This is a genomic window from Streptomyces sp. NPDC094032 (assembly GCF_040303965.1).
Lineage (GTDB): Bacteria > Actinomycetota > Actinomycetes > Streptomycetales > Streptomycetaceae > Streptomyces.
Genome location: NZ_JBEOUE010000005.1, coordinates 240,790 through 261,427, shown reverse-complemented (window position 1 = coordinate 261,427; position 20,638 = coordinate 240,790). Strand labels below are relative to the sequence as shown.

Below are 20,638 nucleotides of genomic sequence, written 5' to 3'. Positions count from 1 at the left end.
GGCGCGGGGGGGAGCTACAGAGCTGCCCCGAGGAGCATGCCGAGTCCGTACGTGACGGCCGCGGCGGCGCCGCCGAGGACGAGCTGGCGCATTCCGCTGAACAACCAGCCCCGGGCGGTGACCCGGGCGACCAGGGCGCCGCAGGCGAAGAGCCCGACGAGCGCGAGCAGCACGGCCGGCCACAGCGCGGTCGCGCCGAGCAGGAACGGCAGTACGGGCAGCAGGGCGCCGAGCGCGAACGAGCCGAACGACGACACGGCGGCGACCATCGGCGACGGCAGGTCGTCGGGGTCGATGCCCAGCTCCTCGCGGGCGTGGATCTCCAGGGCCTGCTCCGGGTCCCTGGACAGCTGCATGGCGACCTCGCGGGCGAGCGCGGGCTCGACACCACGGGAGACGTAGAGCGCGGCCAGCTCCTCCATCTCGTCGACCGGGTGCTTGCGCAACTGGCGCCGCTCGACGTCCAGTTCCGCCTGGACCAGCTCGCGCTGCGAGGCGACCGAGGTGTACTCGCCGGCGGCCATCGAGAAGGCACCGGCCGCGAGCCCGGCGAGGCCGGTGATCACGACGGTCTGCGTGGAGACGGCGCCACCGGCGACACCGGTCATCAGGGCCAGGTTGGAGACGAGTCCGTCCATCGCGCCGAAGACCGCGGGGCGCAGCCAGCCGCCGTTGACGTCCCGGTGGGTGTGGTTGTCGCGGTGGGCCTCGTGGAGCGGTGCGACGGCTTCGATGATGGACATGCTTCTCCCCTGTCTTTCCAGCGGGTTCGGCACGCCCGCCCCCTTCGACACCCTCGAAAATACGCCCGATGTAAGGGGCGCGCCAGCAAGCCAGGCCGTACTTACTAAGGCTCGCTTTACTGAGGAAGGCCTTCCTGACCTGCTGTCACCCGGGTGACAGAAACGTTTCCGTGGAGGGTCGGGCCCCCTTTCGTGGCAGGCATTCGGGCGGGCGTGGAAGGGGAGCGAACATGATCGGCGAGACGGTGTGCGACATCCGGGAGCGCGCGCGGGGCGCGCTGCTCGGACTCGCGGTCGGCGACGCGCTCGGCGCGCCGGCCGAGAACCTGCGGCCCTCGGAGATCCGCCGCCGATGGGGCCGGATCGAGGGCTTCGTGACGGACCGTCCGGCGGGCACGGACGACACCGAGTACGCGATCTTCTCCGGGCTTCTGCTCGCCCGGCACGGCTCGGCGCTGACCGTCGCCCACGTCGAACGGGCCTGGCACCACTGGATCGCCGACCTCGACGAGGGCCCGTTCCGTGGCGCCGGCTTCTCCGAGCGCGGCACCCTGGAGAACCTGCGCCGGGGCCTGGCCGCCCCCATCTCCGCGCAGCACCGGCACGCCTGGAGCGACGGACTCGCCATGCGGGCCGCGCCCTTCGGGGTCTTCGCGGCGGGCCGCCCCGCCGAAGCGGCCCGGCTCGTCGCCATCGACGGGAGCGTCAGCCACGAGGGCGAGGGGATCTACGGCGGCCAGGCCGTCGCGGCGGGCGTCGCGGCGGCGATGACCGGCGCCTCGGTCACCTCCGTCATCGCGGCGGCCCTGTCGGTCGTCCCGATGGACTCCTGGACGGCCCGCTCGATGCGCCGCGCGGTGGTGGCGGCGCAGCGCGTCCAGACCGACCCGCTGACCCGGGAGCGCACGGTCCGCTCGGCGGTCGTCATCGGCGGCTACCCCTGGACGGACCTGGCACCCGAGGCCGTGGCCCTGGCCTTCGGCGCCTACGCGGCCGCCCGCGGCGACTTCCGCACGGCGGTCCTGACCGCCGTCAACATGGGCCGCGACGCCGACACGACGGCCGCGGTGGCCGGCGCCCTGGCCGGCGCCTCGGGCGGCCTGGCCGCCATCCCCGAGACCTGGTCCACAGCCATCGCCCCGGTCACGGGCAGCTGCCTCCCGTCGATGCGCGGCTACCACGTACTGGACATCGCGGACCTGCTGACCCCGGAGGAAGAATCCCGATGAGCGGAGACACGACGACAACAGCACCAACGGAAACCCCGACACCCGCCGGCGCCACCGGCGCGGCCGCTGCCGCCGCTACCACTGGCGCGGCCGCTGCCGCCGCTGCTGGCACGGCCGCTGTCGCCGCCGCTGCTGCCGCCGCTGCCACCCCGGCTGCCTCTGCCACCCCGGCCGCCGCTGGCGCCCCAGGCGCCGCTGCCGCCACCCCAGCCGCCGCTGGCGCCGCTGGCGCCGCCACCTCCGCCCCAGCTGTGGGCAATCGTTCCGCAGGGCGGAACGGGTGGGCACAGCCCACCACGGCGGAGACCGCCCCCCACTACCCCGGCCCCCAGGACCCGCCCCCACGACGGCGCCGCGCCCCGGTCCTGAGCACCAGAACCCCCACCGCCCGCCCTCAAGCAACGCGCCGCGACAAGACGGAAGGCCTCCTCCTGGGCCTGGCGGCCGGCGACGCCGCCGGATGGCCCGCCGCCAGACACCGCGCCACCCGCATGCCCGAATGGACCCGCCGCCTCACCCGCGAACTCGACACCTTCGCCGAGCAGAACGCGACCACCACCCTCCCCGTCCCGATCGCCCTCAACCAGCCCCCCGAACCCCTCCTCCTCGGCCCCTCGGACGACGCCGAATGGGCGGTGTTCACCGCCGAGGCCCTGCTCGCCTCGGCGGGCCCGCCGTTCGACGCCCTGCCCCCCGAGCGCCGCCTCCGCGCCGCCGTCGACACGGCCTGGAACGCACTCGCCGCCCAGGTCGCCGCCGCCGCCGACCGCGCCCCCGAGATCGAGTCCGCCGTCCTCCCCCTCCGCGCCCGGATCTCGGTCCGCGCCGGCCTCGGCAACCTCGCCGCCGGGCTGCGCCCACCCGCCACCGGCCACGACAACCCGCACTACTTCGACGACGCCGCCTGCGTCCGCGCCGCCGTGCTCGCCCTGACCCACCCCGGCGACCCGGCCGCCGCCGCCGGACTCGCCGAGTTCGACGCCCGGTACACCCAGGACGGCGACGGCGTGCACGGCGCGCGGGCGATGGCGGCGGCCACGGCCGCGGCCCTCGGCGGCGCCTCGCCCGAGGAGGCCGTGGCGGCCGCCCTGGCCCAGTTGCCGCCCGCCGCCGAGATCGGCCGCAACGGCCGGTACGCCGTCGAGCTCGCCCGCTCCGCCGGCTCCGCCTTCGAGCTCGTCCCGCTCCTGGAGCACCGGATCGTGGACCACGTCTACAGCTACGGCATCGCCGCCGCCGAGACGGTCCCGGTCGCCCTCGCCCTGACCCTCGCCGCGCGCGGCGAACTGGCCGCCGCCGTACCGGCCGCGGCCTGCCTGTCCCGGGTCGCCGACTCCGCCCCGGCCCTGGTCGGCGCGCTCACCGGCGCGCTGGGCGGCGGCGGTTCGGTCCCGGCGACCTGGCGGGAGGCCTGCCGCACACTCGCGGGCTGCGCGCTGCCCCGGCTCGCGGGCACCGACCTGGTGGAACTCGCCGGTCTCCTCGCAGCCACGGAACCGGCCGACCCGGGTGGACAATTCCGACATGACACCCACTCTGGATGACCGGATCACCGGCAGCCTCATCGGGGCCGCCGTCGGCGACGCCCTCGGCGGCCCCGTCGAGGGCTACACACCCGCCCAGATCCTGGAACGCCACGGCGGCCGCGTCACCGGCATCGTCGGCCCCTGGAACGGCGAGGCCTGGCGCACCGCGCGCCCCATCGCGCCGTACCACAAGGGCGACGGGCACGTCACCGACGACACCTTGATGACGCACGCCCTGATCAGGGTGTACGAGAAGGTCCGCGACCACCTCGACGCGTACGCCGTCGCCGAGCACCTGGTCCCCGAACTCATGGGCCGCCCGGTCTGGATCCCCGAACTGGAGGCGGAGGCCCTCCCCCTCCAGCGGGTGTTCCTCGCCGAGAAGTGGATCGTGACCCGGCTCCACTACGCCCACGCCGACCCGCGCGAGGCCGGGACCGGCAACATCGTCAACTGCGGCGCCGCGATGTACATGGCCCCGGTCGGCCTGGTGAACTCGGCGAACCCGGCGGGCGCCTACGCCGAGGCGCTCGACGTCGCGGGCGCCCACCAGTCCTCGTACGGCCGGGAGGCGGCCGGCGTGTTCGCGGCGGCGGTCGCCGCCGCCTGCGTCCCCGGCGCCACCGCCCGCTCGGTCGTCGACACGGCGCTGTCCCTCGCCAAGGACGGCACCCGCGCGGCGATCCGGGCGGTCGCCGACGTCGCCGTGGAGCACCACGACGTCGAGTCCGCGCTCGACCCGCTGCGCCGCGCGGTCGCCCCCTACGACTCCGTCGGCCCCGACTACCGCGCCCCCTCCCTCGACGCCCGCCGCCCCTCCCGCGTCCACACGATCGAGGAACTGCCCGTGGCCCTCGGCATGCTGCTGGTCGGCGACGGCGACTACCGGCGTACGGTCCTGGGCGCGGTCAACTACGGCCGGGACTGCGACTCGATCGCCACCATGGCGGGCGCGATCAGCGGCGCGCTGGGCGGCGAGTCGGTGATCCCCGCGGAGTGGGCGAAGCGGGTGGCAGAGGCCAGCCGCCTGGACCTACACGCCCCGGCGACCGCCCTCGCCACGGTCGCCCGCGAGGTCCACACCCGTGACACCGCCCGCCGGCGGGCCCACGAGTCGGCCTACGCGATCCTGACCGGCCAGGCCCGGTGACGACCGCCGGGGCCGGGACACCGGCCAGGACCCGCGCGCCCGCCCGACCGGCTGCGGCTGCGCACGGCCCGTCGGACCCGCACGGCCCGTCGGACCCGGCCTGGCCGACCGACCCGCACGACCCGGCCGAAGCCCCGCTGCGGCTGACCTGGGTCCAGCCCGAGGACCTGGTCGGGCACGAGCTGCGCCAGGCCGCGGAGGACGGCCGCGACGCCACGGCGCTCGCCGCCCGCTGGTACGCGGCCGGCGGCCCCCCGGCCCCGGCGACCGCGGGAGCGTCCCCGGCCACCCGCCCAGAACTGCGCCCCCTGGCCGAGGAGCTCCTGGACGCCCTGGCCATCCTCCCCTCCCCCCTGACCTCCCACGAACCGACCGCCCTCCCCGCCATCATGGCGACCTGCCCCGCCTGGCCCCACCGCCCGAACGACCCGGACCCCCACACGAAACGCCCCGGCCTCCCCACGCGGCCCGCATCGCCCGCTCTGCCCCCACCGCCCGCCGCACAGGCCCCCCAAGCGCCCCCCCCCGGGCGCGCCCGACGACCCCCTCCTCCCCCGCCTGCACGCCGCCTGGCTCGGCCGGGCCGTCGGGTGTCTGCTCGGGAAGCCCGTCGAGAAGCTGCCCCTGGACGGCATCCGCGCCCTCGCCCGCGCCGCCGGCAACTGGCCGCTCGCCGACTGGTTCACCGCCCGTGGCGTGCCGCCCGCCCTGCTGGCCGCGTACCCCTGGAACCGGCGTTCCGCTCCCACCTCCCTCGCTGAGAACATCTCCGGGATGCCCGAGGACGACGACCTCAACTACCCCCTGCTCGCCCTGCTCCTGCTCCGCCGTCACGGGCGGGACTTCACCACCGCGGACGTCGCCCGGCTCTGGCTCGACGAGCTCCCGGCCGGCCGTACCTTCACCGCCGAGCGGATCGCCTACCGCAATCTGCTCGACGGCGTCGAACCTCCCTCCACCGCCTCCCGCCGCAACCCGTTCCGGGAGTGGATCGGCGCCCAGATCCGCGCCGACGTGCACGGCTGGACCCACCCGGGCGACCCGGCCGCCGCCGCCCGCCAGGCCCACCGGGACGCGGTGCTGACCCACACCGGCAACGGCGTGTACGGCGCCCTGTTCGTCGCCGCCACCCTCGCGACCGCCGCCGGCGGCACCGCCGACGTCCACGAGGCCCTGGCGTCCGGACTCGCCGTCGTCCCACCGGAGTCACGGCTGGCCGAGGCCGTCCGGTACGGCATCACCGCCGCCCGCGCCGCCGCCCGCGCGCCGCACGCCTTCGACCCGGTCGTGGACCGGCTCCACGCCCGGTACGGCGGGTATCACTGGGTGCATGCCGTCCCCAACACCGCCCTGCTCGCCGCCGCCCTCACCCACGCCGACGGCGACTTCACGCGCTCCGTCTGCGCGGCCGTCTCCGGCGGCTGGGACACCGACTCCAACGGCGCCACGGCCGGCTCCGTCGCCGGACTGCTCGCCGGCCACCCGGACCGGATCCCCGCACACTGGACCTCCCCTCTCGACAACCGTCTCTCCACCTCGGTGCCGTCCTTCGACGGCATCGGTTTCGACACCCTGGCCGCACTGACCCACTCGGAGGCCGTACGCCCATGACCAGCATCGTCGTGCTCGGCAGCACGAACATGGACCTCGTCGCCTATGTGCCGAGGGCCCCCGCCCGCGGCGAGACCGTGACCGGCCGCGAGTTCCGCACCGTCCCCGGCGGCAAGGGCGCCAACCAGGCCGTCGCCGCCGCCCGGGCCGGGGCCGAGGTGTCGATGATCGGCGCGGTCGGCGCCGACGACTTCGGCGCCCGGCTGCGGTCCGCGCTCGAACACAGCGGGGTCGACACCGATCTGCTGCGCACCGCCGAGGGCCCCTCGGGCACCGCGCACATCGTCGTCGACGACGAGGGCGCCAACGCGATCGTCGTCGTCCCCGGCGCCAACGGCACCGTCACCTCCCTCACCCACGGCGACGAGGCCCTGATCGGCACCGCCGACGCCCTGCTGCTCCAGCTCGAACTCCCCCTCTCCGTCGTCGTCGAGGGCGCCCGCACCGCCCGCGGCCTCGGCGTGCGCACCGTCCTCACCCCCGCTCCCGCGCGGGCCCTGCCCGCCGAACTCCTCTCCGTGACGGACCTGTTGGTGCCCAACGAGCACGAGGCCGCCGCCCTCACCGGTCTCACCGACCCGCACGCCGCCGCGCGGGCCCTGCTGCGGGACGTCCCCGAGGTCGTGGTCACCCTCGGCTCCGCCGGCTGCCTGTACGCCGCGCGCGACGCCGAACCGGTCGCCGTGCCCGCGCCCCGCGTCCGGGCCGTGGACACCACCGCCGCGGGCGACACCTTCGTCGGCGCCCTGGCCGTCGCCCTGGCCGAGGGCCGGCCGGTGGCGGACGCCCTGGCCTGGGCCTCGGCCGCCGCCGCGCTCTCGGTCCAGCGCCCCGGCGCGTCCACCTCGATGCCGTACCGCTCCGAGATCGAGGCGGCGGCCGGTGCGCTGGAGGCCGACCCCGCATGACCGCCGCCGACACATCCACCGCCCCGGCCCCGCCCCTGCGCGGACTGCGCGTCCTCGACCTCGCCACCCTCTTCGCCGGTCCGCTCGCGGCGATGATGCTCGGCGACTTCGGCGCCGACGTGGTCAAGATCGAGCACCCCCGCAGGCCCGACCCCTCGCGCGGCCACGGCCCGGCGAAGGACGGGGTCGGTCTGTGGTGGAAGGTCCTGGGCCGCAACAAGCGGACCATGACCCTCGACCTGTCCACCCCCGGCGGCCGCGACACCCTGCTGCGGCTCGCCGCCGACGCCGACGTGATCGTGGAGAACTTCCGGCCCGGCACCCTGGAGCGCTGGGACCTCGGCTGGGACGAGCTGTCCACCGTCAACCCGCGCCTCGTGCTCGCCCGGGTCACCGGCTTCGGCCAGTTCGGCCCGTACGCCCACCGGCCCGGCTTCGGCACCCTCGCCGAGGCCATGAGCGGCTTCGCCGCCATCACCGGCGAACCCGAGGGACCGCCGACCCTGCCGCCCTTCGGCCTCGCCGACTCCATCGCCGCCCTCGCCACCGCGTACGCGGTGATGACGGCACTCACCGCCAGGAACACCACCGGCCAGGGCCAGGTCGTCGACCTGGCCATCATCGAACCGATGCTCTCCGTCATCGGACCCCACCTCCTCTGGTACGACCAGCTCGGATACGTCCAGCCCCGCACCGGCAACCGCTCCCGCAACAACGCCCCGCGCAACACCTACCGGACCGCCGACGGCTCCTGGGTCGCCGTCTCCACCTCGGCCCAGTCCATCGCCGAGCGCGTGCTGCGCCTGGTCGGCCGGCCGGAGCTGATCGCCGAGCCCTGGTTCGCCGACGGCACCGGCCGGGCCGCCCACGCGGAGCTCCTGGACGAGGCGGTCGGCTCCTGGATCGCCCGCCACACCCGCGACGAGGCCATGGCCGCGTTCGAGAAGGCGGAGGCCGCCATCGCCCCGGTCTACGACGTCCGGGACGTGCTCGCCGACCCCCAGTTCCAGGCACTCGGCACCGTCACCGAGGTCCCGGACCCCGAACTGGGCCCGCTCCGCATGCAGAACGTCCTCTTCCGGCTCTCCGGCACCCCCGGCGGAATCCGCTGGGCCGGCCGGCCGCACGGCGCCGACACCACCGCACTCCTCACCGAACTGGGCCTCACCGGAACCGAGATCGACGCCCTGCGCGCGGAGGGAGCCGTATGACCGGCCCCGTCACACCCCCCGGACCCGCTCCCCTCCCCCTCACCTGGCTCTACGCGCCCGGTGACCGCCCGTCCACCGTCCGCCGGGCCCTCACCTCCGGAGCCGACGTCGTCATCGTGGACCTGGAGGACTCGGTGGCCCCGGACCGCAGGGCCTACGCCCTGGCCGCCACCGCCGAACTGCTCGCCGAGCCCCACCCCGTACCGATCCATGTCCGCATCCACGCACCCCGTGACATCCCCGCACTCGCACCCCTCCCCGGGATCGTCGCTCTCCGTGTTCCCAAGGTGACACACCCCACTGACATCCACCGGATCGCCGAGCTCGCCCAGGGCCTCCCGCTCTACCCGCTCCTGGAGAACGCCCTGGCCGTGGAGCACGCCTACGCCATCGCCGCCGCCCATCCCTCGGTCCACGGCATCGCCCTCGGCGAGGCGGACCTCCGGGCCGATCTGGGCGTACGGGAGGACAGCGGCCTCGACTGGCCGCGCAGCCGGATCGTGGTCGCCGCCCGCGCCGCCGCGCTGCCGCCCCCGGTCCAGTCGGTCCACCCCGACGTCCGCGACCTGGACGCGCTGGCCGCGGGGTGCGCGCGGGGCCGGGCTCTGGGCTTCCTCGGCAGGGCCGCGATCCACCCCCGCCAGCTCCCGGTCATCGCGCGGGCCTATCTCCCCACGCCCGACGAGATCGCCGCGGCCGAGGAGGTCGTCAAGGCGGCGGAGACCGAGGAGGGGGCGCTCGCGCTCCCCGACGGCCGCTTCGTGGACGCGGCGGTGGTCGAGGGCGCCCGCCGCGTCCTGGCCCTGGCGGCCCGTACGGCCTGAGGGCGACATACGGAAGGGCCGCCGGGACCCGATGGTCCCGACGGCCCTTCGCCGTGTGTCTGTCGCCCGGATCCTCCGGGTCAGCGCCCGCCGGCCCCGGCGGGCTTGTCCGCGCCGTCCTTGGCGTCGGCGTCCTCGGCCGGCGCGTCGGCGGACGCCTCGCCCGCCTCGTCCCGGGGAGCGTCGTCCCCGTCGGCATCCTTCTTGGCGTCGCCCTCGGCGTCGGCCTTCGCACCCTCGGCGTCGGCCTTCTCGTCCTTCTCGGCCTTCTCCTTGGCGTCCTTCTCGGCCGCCTTCGGCTCCACGATCTCCTCGCGGCCCGGGCGGACCTTCGCGGAGATCACCATGTAGACGACCGCGAGGACGAAGACGATGATCGCCGTCCACACGTTCAGCCGCAGGCCGAGGATGTGGTGCGCCTCGTCGACGCGCAGGTACTCGGTCCAGACGCGGCCCGCGCAGTACGCGGCGACGTACAGCGCGAAGGCGCGGCCGTGGCCCAGCTTGAAGCGGCGGTCCGCCCAGATGACCAGGAGCGCGACGGCGACGCACCACAGCGACTCGTAGAGGAAGGTCGGGTGGTAGAGGCCGGCTTCGCGGTTGGGGCCCGCGGTGATCTTCAGCGCCCAGGGCAGGTCGGTCGGCTTGCCGTAGAGCTCCTGGTTGAACCAGTTGCCCCAGCGGCCGATGGCCTGGGCGAGGGCGATACCGGGCGCGATGGCGTCCGCGTACGCCGGGAGCGGGATGCCGCGGCGGCGGCAGCCGATCCAGGCGCCGACGGCACCGAGCGCGATGGCGCCCCAGATACCGAGGCCGCCCTCCCAGATCTTGAAGGCGTCGACCCAGTTCTCACCCTCGCTGAAGTACAGCTGGTAGTCGGTGATCACGTGGTAGAGCCGGCCGCCGACGAGGCCGAAGGGCACGGCCCAGACGGCGATGTCGGCCACGGTGCCGGCGGTGCCGCCCCGGGCGATCCAGCGCTTGTTGCCGAGCCAGACGGCGACGAAGACACCGATGATGATGCAGAAGGCATAGCCGCGCAGCGGGATCGGTCCGAGGTGGATCACGCCGGTCGACGGGCTGGGAATGTAGGCAAGGTCCATGGCAGGTCCGACGCTACCTTGCCGGGCGGGCCTGGCGGCAGCCAGCCCGGCAACTTCTCCGTAACTACTCGGCCGGGGAGGCCGTGCCCGCCTTCTTGCCCTTGTTGGCCTCGGCGACCCACTTCTTCAGATTCTCCGGGGAGATCTGCTCGTTCCCCTTCGACGGGAAGATCGATTCGCCGTTGAGCAGGACGGACGGGGTGCCGGTGAACTCGCTGGCCTTGAAGGCGTCGTTCGACTTCTTCACCCAGGCGTCGTGGGTGCCGTCCTCGACGCAGCTGCGGAAGGTGGGCGTGTCGAGGCCGGGGACCTTCGCGGCGAGCTCGATGAGCCTGCTGTTCTTCGCGTAGGCGTCGTCGGTCTCCTGCGGCTGGTTGATGTAGAGCACGTCGTGGTACTGCGTGAACTTCCCGGCGTCCTGGGCGCAGGCCGCCGCGTTCGCGGCGCGCAGGGAGCCGCTGCCGCCCATGTTCCCGTCGATGAGGGTGGCGAGGTGGTACTCGGCCTTGACGGCGCCCGAGGCCTCCAGCTCGTGGATGGTGTCCCGGAAGAAGTTCTCGAACTGGGCGCAGGCGGGGCAGCGGAAGTCCTCCCAGATCGCGAGCGTGGACGGGGCGTCCGGCCTGCCCTGGGGGATGGCGGGCTTGTCGCCGCCGATGGCGCCGGTGGGGGCGACCACGGGGCCTGCCTTGTCGGAGCTGCCCTTGCCGCCGCTGTTGGCGGCGATCACGCCGACGACGGCGGCCAGGCCGAGGACGCCGACGACCGCGGCCGACACGATGAGGACGCGCCGCTGCTTCTCACGGGCCTTGTCGCGCTGCCGCTGCTGCTGGAGGCGCTCCCGCGCGCTCTGGGTACCGTCACTGTTCTTCTCGCTCACGCCCTCAGCAACGAACCGGGGAGGCACCACCGTGCCTCCCCGGTCCGAAATCCACCCGTATGGGTTACGCGGTGCGGCGCACGCCCTCGGCGAGTTCGGCCGCCAGTTCCCTTACGGCGCCGAGCGCGGCGGTCTCGTCGCCGTCGGCGTCGAGGATCCGCTGGACGAAGGCGGAGCCGACGATGACGCCGTCGGCGAAGCCCGCGACCTCCTTCGCCTGCTCCGCGTTGGAGACGCCGAGGCCGACGCAGACCGGCAGGTCCGAGGTGGCCCGGGTGCGGCGGACGAGGTCGGAGGCCTGCTCGCCGACCGACGCGCGGGTGCCGGTGACTCCCATGAGGGAGGCGGCGTAGACGAAGCCGGAACCGGCCGCGGTGATCGTGGCGAGCCGGGCGTCCTGGCTGCTGGGCGCGACGACGAAGACGGTCGCGAGACCGTGCTTGTCGGCGTGCTCACGCCAGAGGGCGGACTCCTGGACCGGCAGGTCGGGCAGGATGCAGCCCGCGCCGCCGGCCGCGGCGAGCTCCTCGGTGAAGCGCTCGACGCCGTAGCGGTCGATGGGGTTCCAGTAGGTCATGACGAGGACCGGCTTGCCGGTGGCCGCGTGGGCCTCCCGTACCGTGCGCATGACGTCGGCGATCTTGACGCCGCCGCGCAGGGCGATGTCGTCGGCGGTCTGGATGACCGGGCCGTCGAGGACCGGGTCGCTGTGCGGCAGACCGACCTCGACGACGTCGGCGCCGCCGTCGAAGACCGCCTTGATGGCGGCGATGCCGCCGTCCACGGTCGGGAACCCGGCCGGGAGGTACGCGATGAGCGCGGCGCGGTTCTCGGCCTTGGCCTTGGCCAGGGTGTCGCTGAGCAGGTGGATGTTCCCGGTCACTTGGCGGCCCCCTCGGCTCCGTTGTCGTACAGCCCGAAGTAGCGAGCCGCGGTATCCATGTCCTTGTCGCCGCGCCCGGAGAGGTTGACGAGGAGCAGCGCGTCCTTGCCGAGCTCCTTGCCGACCTCCAGGGCTCCGGCGAGGGCGTGCGCCGACTCGATGGCCGGGATGATGCCCTCGGTACGGGAGAGCAGGCGCAGGGCCTGCATGGCGGCGTCGTCGGTGACGGCGCGGTACTCGCCTCGGCCGCTGTCCTTGAGGTAGGCGTGCTCGGGGCCGATGCCGGGGTAGTCGAGTCCGGCGGAGATCGAGTACGGCTCGGTGATCTGGCCCTCCTCGTCCTGGAGGACGTAGGAGCGGGAGCCGTGCAGGATGCCGGGCTCGCCCGCGGTCAGGGTGGCCGCGTGCTCGCCGGTCTCGACGCCGTGGCCGGCCGGTTCGCAGCCGATCAGGCGGACGTCGGCGTCCGGGATGAAGGCGTGGAAGAGGCCGATGGCGTTGGATCCGCCGCCGACGCAGGCGATGGCCGCGTCGGGGAGGCGGCCGGCGCGCTCCAGGATCTGGCGGCGGGCCTCGACGCCGATGACGCGGTGGAAGTCGCGGACCATGGCGGGGAAGGGGTGCGGGCCCGCGACGGTGCCGAAGAGGTAGTGGGTGTTGTCGACGTTGGCGACCCAGTCGCGGAACGCCTCGTTGATGGCGTCCTTGAGGGTGCGGCTGCCGGACTTCACGGCGATGACCTCGGCGCCGAGGATGCGCATGCGGGCCACGTTGAGGGCCTGGCGCTGGGTGTCGACCTCGCCCATGTAGATGGTGCAGTCGAGGCCGAAGAGGGCGCAGGCGGTGGCGGTGGCGACGCCGTGCTGTCCCGCGCCGGTCTCCGCGATGACGCGGGTCTTGCCCATGCGCTTGGTGAGCAGGGTCTGGCCGAGCACGTTGTTGATCTTGTGCGAGCCGGTGTGGTTGAGGTCCTCGCGCTTGAGGAAGACGCGGGCGCCGCCGGCGTGCTCGGCGAAGCGGGGGGCCTCGGTGAGGGCGCTGGGGCGGCCCGTGTAGTTGACCATCAGGTCGTTGAGCTCGCGGGCGAACTCGGGGTCGGCCTTGGCCTTGTCGTACTCGACGGCGACCTCGTCGACTGCGGCGACGAGGGCCTCGGGGATGAACTTGCCGCCGTAGGCGCCGAAGTAGCCCTCGGGGGTCGGAATCTGACCCTCCGGGTCCGGAATGAAGAACTCGCTGGACATGCGGTTGCTCCTCGCGGGGCGGGTGCCCCGGGTACGCGTGCTGGAAGTGGTCACGGTATGCGCACGATCCCCCACGTCCACCCGTGCCGCCCCGCCCCGCCCCGTTGTGGGCAATCGTTCCGCAGGGCGGAACGGGTGGGCACAACGGAACGGCGCCCCCTGCCGGGCCTAGGCTTCCGCGCCTGAACGCCCCGCCCCCGGTGCGCCGCACTGGTGGGTGCGGGTCAAGGCACTAGGAGCGAAGGCGCCGCAGAGGGCGCCGTCCCGTGTGCCCACCCGTCCCGCCCCAGCGGGACGATTGCCCACACGGGGGTGGGCAAGGCTGGGACGGCGCCCCGGCCCACACGGGGGTGGGCAAGGGTGGGACGGCGCCCCGGCCCACACGGGGGTGGGCAAGGGCGGGACCGCACCCCCCGCCCACACGGGGGTGGGCAAGGACGGGACCGCGCCCCCCCCGGGGGGGGGGACGCGTGCCCGCGCGGGGTGGCATGGGAGACACGGGGTGGCGGCCTCGCTGAGTGGGTCGGCTCGGCTGCCCGCGCGCGTGGCGGGAGTTACGGGCCGGGCTCGGGCGTGGCTACGTGTTGGTGGTGGTGTGCGCCTGGCGCGGGCGCCATCGCATGCCGTTGACCTGGCCCGGCTCGTCGCCGATCACGTACCGGACCCGGCGGCCGTGGACACGGCGGGCGGGTGCGCGGCAGCCGCGCGGCCGGCAGCCCCGGGCCAGCGGGGCGTGGGCGGGCGCGGCGGCGGTGCGGAGGAGAGTACGGCGCGCCGACGGGACCTCTGGCGGGGTCGGCGTGGCGCGTCGGACGGTCATGGCGGAGGTCAGCTCCGGCCGTGGCGCAGGGCCGGGTGGGCGCCGGCGGCGACCAGGTCGGCGACGGCGGTCTTCGGGTCGCGGCCGGTGACCAGCGACTCGCCGACCAGGACCGCGTCGGCGCCGGCGTTGGCGTACGCGATCAGGTCGTGCGGACCGCGCACACCGGACTCGGCGACCTTGACGATGTGGTCAGGGATCTCGGGCCCGACGCGCTCGAAGGTGGAGCGGTCGACCTTGAGGGTCTTCAGGTTGCGCGCGTTGACGCCGATGATCCGGGCGCCCGCCTCGACCGCCCGCTCGACCTCGTCCTCGTCGTGGACCTCGACCAGCGGGGTCAGGCCGATGGACTCGGCCCGCTCGATGAGGGAGACCAGCGCCTCCTGCTCCAGGGCGGCGACGATGAGGAGCGCGAGATCCGCTCCGTACGCCCGCGCTTCCCAGAGCTGGTAGGCCGTGACGATGAAGTCCTTGCGCAGGACCGGGATGTCGACCCGGGCGCGGACGGCCTCCAGGTCGGCGAGCGAGCCGCCGAAGCGGCGCTGCTCGGTGAGGACGGAGATGACGGCGGCGCCGCCCGCCTCGTAGTCGGCGGCGAGGGCGGCCGGGTCGGCGATGGCGGCGAGCGCGCCCTTGGACGGGCTGGAGCGCTTGACCTCGCAGATCACCTTGACGCCGTCGCCGCGCAGCGCGGCGACACCGTCCTTGGCCTGCGGCGCCTTGGCGGCGCGCTCCTTGAGCTCGTCGAGGGAGACCCGCGCCTGCCGCTCTGCGAGGTCGGCGCGCACGCCTTCGATGATCTCGTCGAGCACACTCACGCGAGAGGCCCCCTTCCGGGACGGTGACGGTGTTGATGAACGCCGAGGAACAGTGTTCAGCCATGTCGATGGTATCCGCAGGTGGGCCCCGGACCCGCATCGGTTGGGGACGCGTCCCACCTGCTGGGACTTCAGGGGGCCAGCGCGGAGCCGAACGGGAGGTTCCGCACCAGGGTGAAAAGGGCCAGAACGGCCCCTACGCCCCACCACAGGACCGGGGAGACGGCCAGGCGCATCGGGACGCCCTTGATGGCGCGAATCAGCCAGACGGCCATGACGACCGCGAAGACGCCGTACCCGACGACGGCCAGCGCGTTCGCGCCGAGTGCGGCGCCGAGGTCGCCGTGGACGAAGGCGTGGGCGCTGCGCAGACCGCCGCAGCCGGGGCAGTAGATCCCGGTGAAGCGGAGCAGCGGACAGACGGGGTAGTGGCCGGGTTCGTTGGGGTCGACCGTGCCGACGTACGCGAAGGCGGCGGCGACCCCGGCGAGGGTGCCGAGCGGGGCGAGCAGCCGCCGGGCGAGGGGCCTGGGCGGCACGGGGGCGGCGTACGGGCCGGGTGGCGGCCCCCACGCGTCCCGTACGGGTTCGGTCTCGGCCTGCGCCGTCGGCTTCACGTCCACCCGGTGATTCTCGCCCCTGACGCGCGAAGGCGCAGCCCCGCGTCGCGGGACTGCGCCTTCCGGGTGAACTGGGAGCGTCAGGCGCGGGCCTTGACGCTCTCGGTGGCGACCTCACGGGCGGCGACGACGGCGGCCGACTGCTTCGGCATGCCGAGGCCCGCGACCTTCATCACGCCGCCGACGATGCCGCCGAGGACGATGACGCCGATGCCGCCCCAGAAGCCGGGCACGTTGGCCGCCACCATGAAGACTCCGGCGATGCAGAAGCCGATGAAGGAGATGATGACACCGGTCCAGGCGGCCGGGGTGTGTCCGTGGGCGCTGCCCGCCATGAGTTGCTCCTCGTTGATGTTGCTCGGTGGTGACGTCTCATTCTTCCGCACATGGGGGCGCGGAGATGAATCGGGGTGCCCGAACGATCACGCGTCGCGCCCGCGGTCCGCCCGTCAGTCGCCGCGGGTGGGGTCCTCGCCGCGGTCGAGGGCCTTCCACAGCTCCTCGGGGCGGTCCGGATCGGCCGTCGCGGAGCGGCGTGCCGCGCGGGGTGCGCCGGAGCGCTCGTAGCGGCCGCCCATGGCGGGCCAGGCCTTGCCGTAGCGCAGGGCGAAGAGCCCGGCGGCCAGGATGAGGACGGCGCCGGCGGCCGTCACGTACGGCCAGACGGTGTGGCTGAGGCCGTCGACGACGGCGGCGGTGTTGCCGCTGATACGGGCCGCCTCGGCGTTCAGGGCGGCGCTGTCGGAGGCGCCGAGGACGGCGGCGAGGGCCGCTCCCGCGCCGCTGAGGGCGAGCAGGGCGGCGACCAGGGTGCGGCCGGTGCGGCGGACCGCGAAGACGGCGACGAGCGCGGCGAGGCCGACGATCGCCAGCGCCGTCGGCACGCCGGTGACGGTGCCGCCGTCGGCCTGGACGGGCACGGCGCCGCCGCCGACGGCCGCGGTGCCCTCGGCCCAGATCTGGCCCGCGGAGAGCAGCACGACGGTGGCTCCGAGGGCGCCGAGCAGGAGGGCCGCGGCCAGGCTGCGGCGGGCGCCCGAGGAGGCGGCGCCGACCGGGCGGGCGGCTCGGGGCTGGGGTACGGGTACGGCACTCACGTACCCCACTATCCCCTACCGGCTCAGTGTCCGTTCATCCGGTCGTGGTCATCCGGTTGGCGGTGTGGACGGCGCGGAGCACCGCCGCGGCCTTGTTGCGGCACTCGTTGTCCTCGCCGACCGGGTCGGAGTCGGCGACGACACCGGCGCCCGCCTGCACGTACGCGGTGCCGTCGCGGAGCAGCGCGGTGCGGATGGCGATGGCCGTGTCGGAGTCCCCGGCGAAGTCGAGATACCCGACACACCCGCCGTACAGGCCGCGCCTGGTCGGTTCGAGCTCCTCGATGATCTGCATCGCGCGAGGCTTGGGCGCGCCGGAGAGGGTGCCGGCCGGGAAGCAGGCGGTGAGCACGTCGAAGGCGGTCTTCCCCTCGGCGACGGTGCCGGTCACGGTGGAGACGATGTGCATGACGTGCGAGTAGCGCTCGATCGACATGAAGTCGACGACCTCGACGGAGCCCGGCTCGCAGACCCGGCCGAGGTCGTTGCGGCCGAGGTCGACGAGCATCAGGTGCTCGGCGCGCTCCTTGGGGTCGGCGAGCAGCTCCTCGGCCAGGTCGTGGTCCTCCTGCGGGGTGGCGCCGCGGTGCCGGGTGCCGGCGATCGGGTGGACCATCGCTCGCCCGTCCTCGACCTTGACCAGCGCCTCGGGCGAGGAGCCGACGACGTCGAAGCCGTTCTCGAAGCGGAAGAGGTACATGTACGGGGAGGGGTTGGTGGCCCGCAGGACCCGGTAGACGTCCAGGGCGCTCGCGGCGCACGGGGTCTCGAAGCGCTGCGAGGGCACCACCTGGAAGGCCTCGCCGGCCCGGATGCGCTCCTTGATGTCCTCGACGGCGTCCTGGTAGGCCTTGCCGCCCCACAGGGCGGAGAACTCGGGGAGTTCGGAGGCGGGCAGGGCGGCGGGGACGGTGGCGACCGGGCGGGCCAGGTCGGCCTCCATCGCGTCGAGCCGGGCGACGGCGTCCGCGTACGCCTCGTCGACGCCGGTCTCCAGGTCGTTGTGGTTGATCGCGTTGGCGATCAGCAGGACCGTGCCGTCCCAGTGGTCGAGGACGGCGAGGTCGCTGGTGAGCAGCATGGTGAGCTCGGGCAGCTTGAGGTCGTCGCCGCCGTGCTCGCCGATGCGCTCCAGGCGGCGGACGATGTCGTAGCCGAGGTAGCCGACCATGCCGCCGGTGAAGGGGGGCATGCCCGCCGCGAGGTCGCGGGGCGTGTGGAGGGTCTCGACGGTCGCCTTGAGGGCGGCCAGCGGGTCGCCGTCGACGGGGACGCCGACCGGCGGGGTGCCGAGCCAGTGCGCCTCGCCGTCCTGGACGGTGAGGGTCGCGTCGCTGCGGACTCCGATGAAGGAGTAGCGGGACCAGCTGCGCCCGTTCTCCGCGGATTCGAGGAGGAAGGTGCCGGGGCGTTCGGCGGCCAGCTTGCGGTAGAGCCCGACCGGGGTGTCGCCGTCCGCGAGGAGCCTGCGGCTGACGGGGATGACGCGGCGGTCGGCCGCCAGCTTGCGGAAGTGCTCGAGATCCATGGCGCCAGACCCTACTCGGCCGCGAGGAGGACGTCGGCGTCGAAGCAGGTCCGGGCGCCGGTGTGACAGGCGGCGCCCTCCTGGTCGACCGTGACCAGGATCGTGTCGGCGTCGCAGTCGAGCGCCACCGACTTGACGTGCTGGACGTGGCCGGAGGTGTCGCCCTTGACCCAGTACTCCCGGCGGCTGCGGGACCAGTAGGTGCAGCGGCCGGTGGTGAGGGTGCGGTGCAGGGCCTCGTCGTCCATCCAGCCGAGCATGAGCACCTCGCCGGTGTCGTACTGCTGCGCGATGGCGGGGACGAGACCGTCCTCGCTCCGCTTGAGGCGGGCGGCGATGGCCGGATCGAGGTCGCTGGGGGTGCGGGGCGTGCTGCTCATGCCGCCATTCTGCCGCGCCCGGTGGGGAGGTCCGGCGGTGCGTCCACTGGGCGGACGGGTGGGCGCGGTCGTACCCTGGCGAGCATGTCGACCCATGCCAAGCGTGAACGCCTTCTGCTCGCCGACCTGTTGGAGGCGGCCGGCCCGGACGCGGCCACGCTCTGCGAGGGGTGGCGGACCCGGGATCTGGCCGCCCATGTGGTGGTGCGCGAGCGCCGCCCGGACGCGGCGGCCGGTTCGGTGGTGCCGGCGCTGAAGGCCAGGCTGGAGCGGGTGCAGGCGGAGTTCGCGGAGAAGCCGTACGAGGAGCTGATCCAGCTCATCCGCACGGGTCCGCCGAAGCTCTCCCCGTTCACGATCAAGCAGGTGGACGAGGGCGCGAACGTGGTGGAGTTCTATGTCCACGCCGAGGACGTGCGCCGGGCTCAGCCGGACTGGTCGGCGCGCGAACTCGACCCGGTCTTCTCCGACGCGCTCTGGTCGCGCCTGGAGAAGTCCGCCCGGCTGCTCGGCCGCAAGGCCCCGGTCGGCCTGGTGCTGCGCCGCCCGAACGGGCAGACGGCGGTGGCGCACAAGGGCACCCCGGTGGTGACGGTCTCCGGGGAGCCGGGCGAGCTGACGATGTTCCTGTTCGGGCGCCAGGACGCGGCGAAGGTGTCCCTGGACGGCGAGCAGGAGGCCGTGGACCGGCTGCACGAGACGAAGCAGCTGGGGATCTGAGCCGGGGCGTTCAGGGAGCGGCGCTGTCTATCCGTACAGGGAGCGGCGCTGTCCGTCCGTACAGGGAGCGGCGCGATCCATCCGTACAGGGAGCGGCGCTGTCTACTTCGACAGCTCCGCCCTGCGGACCGCCGGGACGAGGAGCCCGTACACCCCCGACAGGGCGCAGACGGACGCGCTCACCACGTACACCGGGCCGAGGCCCCACAGGCCGATCGCCGCGCCGGTGAGCGGGTAGCTGAGCGGGGCGAGGCCGAGGGAGCAGAGGCCGGCCACGGCGGTGACGCGGCCGAGGTAGGCGGGGTCGCAGTGGGTCTGGAGGAGGGCGTTGCACAGCGCTCCGGAGAGTCCGGCGAGCAGGCCGATGGCCAGGGCGACGGCGACCGCGACGGGCAGCAGCGGCGCGTAGGCGAGCGCGCCGATGGCGACGGCGCCCAGGATCATGGTCCAGCCGCTGACGGCCCCGGCGCGCGGTACGTGTCCCCGTACGGTCAGGAGCAGCGAGGCGGCGCCCGCGCCCGTGCCGAAGCCGGCGAGGATCCAGCCGATGCCGGACGCGCCCCAGCCGCGCTGCTCGGCCAGGACGGCGAGGCCGACGTTGAGGGGGCCCGCGAAGCCGAGGTCGCTGAGGAGCACGATGACGATCAGCGGGCCGAGGACGCGGTGCCCGCGCAGATAGCGCAGGCCGTCGGCGAGGTCGCTCAGGGCGGTGCCGCCGCGGGCCTCCTCGGCGGCCGGGAGCGGGCGGAGCCGCAGCGCGCACAGCAGGGGGATCGAGAGGGCGAAGAGGACGCCGGCGGCCCCGAAGGCGGTGGCCGGGCCGCCGACGGCGACCGCGAGTCCGCCGAGCGGGCCGCCGAGGACGGCGCCGCTGCGGTACGCGAGGCCGCGCAGGCCCTGGATCCGGGCGAGTTGGTCGGGCGGGGCGATGCGCGGCGGCAGGGCGCCGACCGCGGGCAGGAACAGGGCGTCGACGGTGCCGAAGACGAGCGCGGCGGCGGCGAGCACCCACAGGCCCGGCGAGGTGAGGAAGAGGACGGCGGCGAGGCCGAGGACGACGAGGCAGCGGACCGCGTCGGAGCCGATGACCACCCGGCGCGGGCCGAAGCGGTCGGCGACCACTCCCCCGCCGAGCATGAGCAGCGCGCGGGGCACGGCGCCGACGGCGAGGACGAGTCCGGCCTGGACGGGGGTGCCGGTGCTGACGACGCTCCAGGACAGGGCGAGGTAGTAGACGCTGTCGCCGAGCGTGGAGGCGGTGTAGGCGCCGGCCCAGCGCAGCACGTTCGGGTCGCGGTGGGCGGGGCGCGCGGGTGCGGCGGGGGCCGTGGTGGTGGCCATCG

20 protein-coding genes and 1 pseudogene are annotated in these 20,638 nt (G+C 74.5%); 8 read left to right on the top strand and 13 right to left on the bottom strand.

Annotated elements, in window-relative coordinates; translation table 11 throughout:
- Positions 1-14 precede the first annotated feature (14 nt).
- Positions 15-743, bottom strand: coding sequence for a VIT1/CCC1 transporter family protein (locus ABTZ54_RS10825; RefSeq protein WP_351659809.1), 729 nt, complete (start codon positions 741-743; stop codon positions 15-17).
- A 230-nt stretch (positions 744-973) separates the two neighbouring features.
- On the opposite strand from ABTZ54_RS10825, the gene ABTZ54_RS10820 reads away from it, so the two are divergent.
- The 7 genes and pseudogenes from ABTZ54_RS10820 to ABTZ54_RS10790 all read left to right on the top strand — a co-directional run bounded on the left by ABTZ54_RS10820 (position 974) and on the right by ABTZ54_RS10790 (position 9,202).
- Entirely contained in the window at positions 974-1,972 is a 999-nt protein-coding gene (locus tag ABTZ54_RS10820) for an ADP-ribosylglycohydrolase family protein (RefSeq protein ID WP_351659807.1), read from the top strand.
- Between the two features lie 365 nt (positions 1,973-2,337).
- The gene (locus ABTZ54_RS10815; RefSeq protein WP_502997226.1) at positions 2,338-3,516 is read left to right on the top strand and encodes an ADP-ribosylglycohydrolase family protein; all 1,179 of its coding nucleotides are present in this window, start codon (positions 2,338-2,340) and stop codon (positions 3,514-3,516) included.
- The gene (locus tag ABTZ54_RS10810; protein WP_351659801.1) at positions 3,497-4,648 is read left to right on the top strand and encodes an ADP-ribosylglycohydrolase family protein; all 1,152 of its coding nucleotides are present in this window, start codon (positions 3,497-3,499) and stop codon (positions 4,646-4,648) included. Before ABTZ54_RS10815 ends, ABTZ54_RS10810 begins: the two co-directional genes overlap by 20 nt.
- 137 nt (positions 4,649-4,785) lie before the next feature.
- Positions 4,786-6,259: pseudogene (locus tag ABTZ54_RS10805) on the top strand (ADP-ribosylglycohydrolase family protein).
- Entirely contained in the window at positions 6,256-7,167 is a 912-nt protein-coding gene (rbsK, locus tag ABTZ54_RS10800; protein WP_351659798.1) for a ribokinase, read from the top strand. Before ABTZ54_RS10805 ends, rbsK begins: the two are co-directional and overlap by 4 nt.
- Positions 7,164-8,378, top strand: a complete 1,215-nt coding sequence (locus ABTZ54_RS10795; RefSeq protein ID WP_351659795.1) for a CaiB/BaiF CoA transferase family protein — start codon at positions 7,164-7,166, stop codon at positions 8,376-8,378. Before rbsK ends, ABTZ54_RS10795 begins: the two co-directional genes overlap by 4 nt.
- Positions 8,375-9,202 (top strand): HpcH/HpaI aldolase/citrate lyase family protein, encoded by an 828-nt coding sequence (locus ABTZ54_RS10790; protein WP_351659792.1) that lies wholly within the window; start codon positions 8,375-8,377, stop codon positions 9,200-9,202. The genes ABTZ54_RS10795 and ABTZ54_RS10790 overlap by 4 nt, the downstream gene beginning before the upstream one ends.
- A gap of 80 nt (positions 9,203-9,282) precedes the next feature.
- On the opposite strand, the gene lgt is transcribed toward ABTZ54_RS10790, so the two are convergent.
- The 11 genes from lgt to hisI all read right to left on the bottom strand — a co-directional run bounded on the left by lgt (position 9,283) and on the right by hisI (position 18,575).
- Complete coding sequence (gene lgt / locus ABTZ54_RS10785; protein ID WP_351659789.1) at positions 9,283-10,305, bottom strand: prolipoprotein diacylglyceryl transferase; 1,023 nt, start codon at positions 10,303-10,305, stop codon at positions 9,283-9,285.
- Between the two features lie 64 nt (positions 10,306-10,369).
- Positions 10,370-11,185 (bottom strand): DsbA family protein, encoded by an 816-nt coding sequence (locus ABTZ54_RS10780; RefSeq protein WP_351659786.1) that lies wholly within the window; start codon positions 11,183-11,185, stop codon positions 10,370-10,372.
- Between the two features lie 64 nt (positions 11,186-11,249).
- A complete protein-coding gene (gene trpA / locus ABTZ54_RS10775; RefSeq protein WP_351659783.1) occupies positions 11,250-12,068 on the bottom strand; it encodes a tryptophan synthase subunit alpha in 819 nt (272 codons plus the stop codon).
- Positions 12,065-13,312, bottom strand: coding sequence for a tryptophan synthase subunit beta (gene trpB, locus ABTZ54_RS10770; protein ID WP_351659780.1), 1,248 nt, complete (start codon positions 13,310-13,312; stop codon positions 12,065-12,067). The genes trpA and trpB overlap by 4 nt, the downstream gene beginning before the upstream one ends.
- A 577-nt stretch (positions 13,313-13,889) precedes the next feature.
- Positions 13,890-14,132: a tryptophan biosynthesis modulator TrpM gene (gene trpM, locus ABTZ54_RS10765; protein ID WP_351659777.1), complete on the bottom strand. Its 243-nt coding sequence runs from the start codon at positions 14,130-14,132 to the stop codon at positions 13,890-13,892.
- Positions 14,133-14,140: 8 nt separating this feature from the next.
- Positions 14,141-14,950: an indole-3-glycerol phosphate synthase TrpC gene (gene trpC / locus ABTZ54_RS10760; RefSeq protein WP_351659774.1), complete on the bottom strand. Its 810-nt coding sequence runs from the start codon at positions 14,948-14,950 to the stop codon at positions 14,141-14,143.
- A 131-nt stretch (positions 14,951-15,081) separates the two neighbouring features.
- Complete coding sequence (locus ABTZ54_RS10755; protein WP_502997225.1) at positions 15,082-15,567, bottom strand: DUF2752 domain-containing protein; 486 nt, start codon at positions 15,565-15,567, stop codon at positions 15,082-15,084.
- A gap of 83 nt (positions 15,568-15,650) precedes the next feature.
- The gene (locus ABTZ54_RS10750; RefSeq protein WP_351659771.1) at positions 15,651-15,905 is read right to left on the bottom strand and encodes an HGxxPAAW family protein; all 255 of its coding nucleotides are present in this window, start codon (positions 15,903-15,905) and stop codon (positions 15,651-15,653) included.
- Positions 15,906-16,019: 114 nt separating this feature from the next.
- Complete coding sequence (locus ABTZ54_RS10745) at positions 16,020-16,676, bottom strand: TIGR02234 family membrane protein (protein ID WP_351659768.1); 657 nt, start codon at positions 16,674-16,676, stop codon at positions 16,020-16,022.
- A 25-nt stretch (positions 16,677-16,701) separates the two neighbouring features.
- Positions 16,702-18,195 (bottom strand): anthranilate synthase component I, encoded by a 1,494-nt coding sequence (locus tag ABTZ54_RS10740; RefSeq protein ID WP_351659765.1) that lies wholly within the window; start codon positions 18,193-18,195, stop codon positions 16,702-16,704.
- An 11-nt stretch (positions 18,196-18,206) separates the two neighbouring features.
- On the bottom strand, positions 18,207-18,575 hold the full coding sequence (hisI, locus tag ABTZ54_RS10735; RefSeq protein WP_351659762.1) for a phosphoribosyl-AMP cyclohydrolase: 369 nt from the start codon (positions 18,573-18,575) through the stop codon (positions 18,207-18,209).
- A gap of 84 nt (positions 18,576-18,659) precedes the next feature.
- Here hisI and ABTZ54_RS10730 point away from each other — a divergent pair, with 84 nt between their 5' ends.
- Positions 18,660-19,295, top strand: coding sequence for a TIGR03085 family metal-binding protein (locus ABTZ54_RS10730; protein WP_351659760.1), 636 nt, complete (start codon positions 18,660-18,662; stop codon positions 19,293-19,295).
- A gap of 102 nt (positions 19,296-19,397) precedes the next feature.
- On the opposite strand, the gene ABTZ54_RS10725 is transcribed toward ABTZ54_RS10730, so the two are convergent.
- Entirely contained in the window at positions 19,398-20,636 is a 1,239-nt protein-coding gene (locus tag ABTZ54_RS10725) for an MFS transporter (RefSeq protein WP_351659757.1), read from the bottom strand.
- Positions 20,637-20,638 lie beyond the last annotated feature (2 nt).

What these genes read in the sequence shown, in the direction of transcription:
- ABTZ54_RS10825 (WP_351659809.1), bottom strand. Translation starts at nt 743, where the DNA reads ATGTCCATCATCGAAGCCGTCGCACCGCTCCACGAGGCCCACCGCGAC.
- ABTZ54_RS10820 (WP_351659807.1), top strand. Translation starts at nt 974, where the DNA reads ATGATCGGCGAGACGGTGTGCGACATCCGGGAGCGCGCGCGGGGCGCG.
- ABTZ54_RS10810 (WP_351659801.1), top strand. Translation starts at nt 3,497, where the DNA reads ATGACACCCACTCTGGATGACCGGATCACCGGCAGCCTCATCGGGGCC.
- rbsK (WP_351659798.1), top strand. Translation starts at nt 6,256, where the DNA reads ATGACCAGCATCGTCGTGCTCGGCAGCACGAACATGGACCTCGTCGCC.
- ABTZ54_RS10795 (WP_351659795.1), top strand. Translation starts at nt 7,164, where the DNA reads ATGACCGCCGCCGACACATCCACCGCCCCGGCCCCGCCCCTGCGCGGA.
- ABTZ54_RS10790 (WP_351659792.1), top strand. Translation starts at nt 8,375, where the DNA reads ATGACCGGCCCCGTCACACCCCCCGGACCCGCTCCCCTCCCCCTCACC.
- lgt (WP_351659789.1), bottom strand. Translation starts at nt 10,305, where the DNA reads ATGGACCTTGCCTACATTCCCAGCCCGTCGACCGGCGTGATCCACCTC.
- trpB (WP_351659780.1), bottom strand. Translation starts at nt 13,312, where the DNA reads ATGTCCAGCGAGTTCTTCATTCCGGACCCGGAGGGTCAGATTCCGACC.
- trpM (WP_351659777.1), bottom strand. Translation starts at nt 14,132, where the DNA reads ATGACCGTCCGACGCGCCACGCCGACCCCGCCAGAGGTCCCGTCGGCG.
- ABTZ54_RS10750 (WP_351659771.1), bottom strand. Translation starts at nt 15,905, where the DNA reads ATGGCGGGCAGCGCCCACGGACACACCCCGGCCGCCTGGACCGGTGTC.
- ABTZ54_RS10740 (WP_351659765.1), bottom strand. Translation starts at nt 18,195, where the DNA reads ATGGATCTCGAGCACTTCCGCAAGCTGGCGGCCGACCGCCGCGTCATC.
- hisI (WP_351659762.1), bottom strand. Translation starts at nt 18,575, where the DNA reads ATGAGCAGCACGCCCCGCACCCCCAGCGACCTCGATCCGGCCATCGCC.
- ABTZ54_RS10730 (WP_351659760.1), top strand. Translation starts at nt 18,660, where the DNA reads ATGTCGACCCATGCCAAGCGTGAACGCCTTCTGCTCGCCGACCTGTTG.
- ABTZ54_RS10725 (WP_351659757.1), bottom strand. Translation starts at nt 20,636, where the DNA reads ATGGCCACCACCACGGCCCCCGCCGCACCCGCGCGCCCCGCCCACCGC.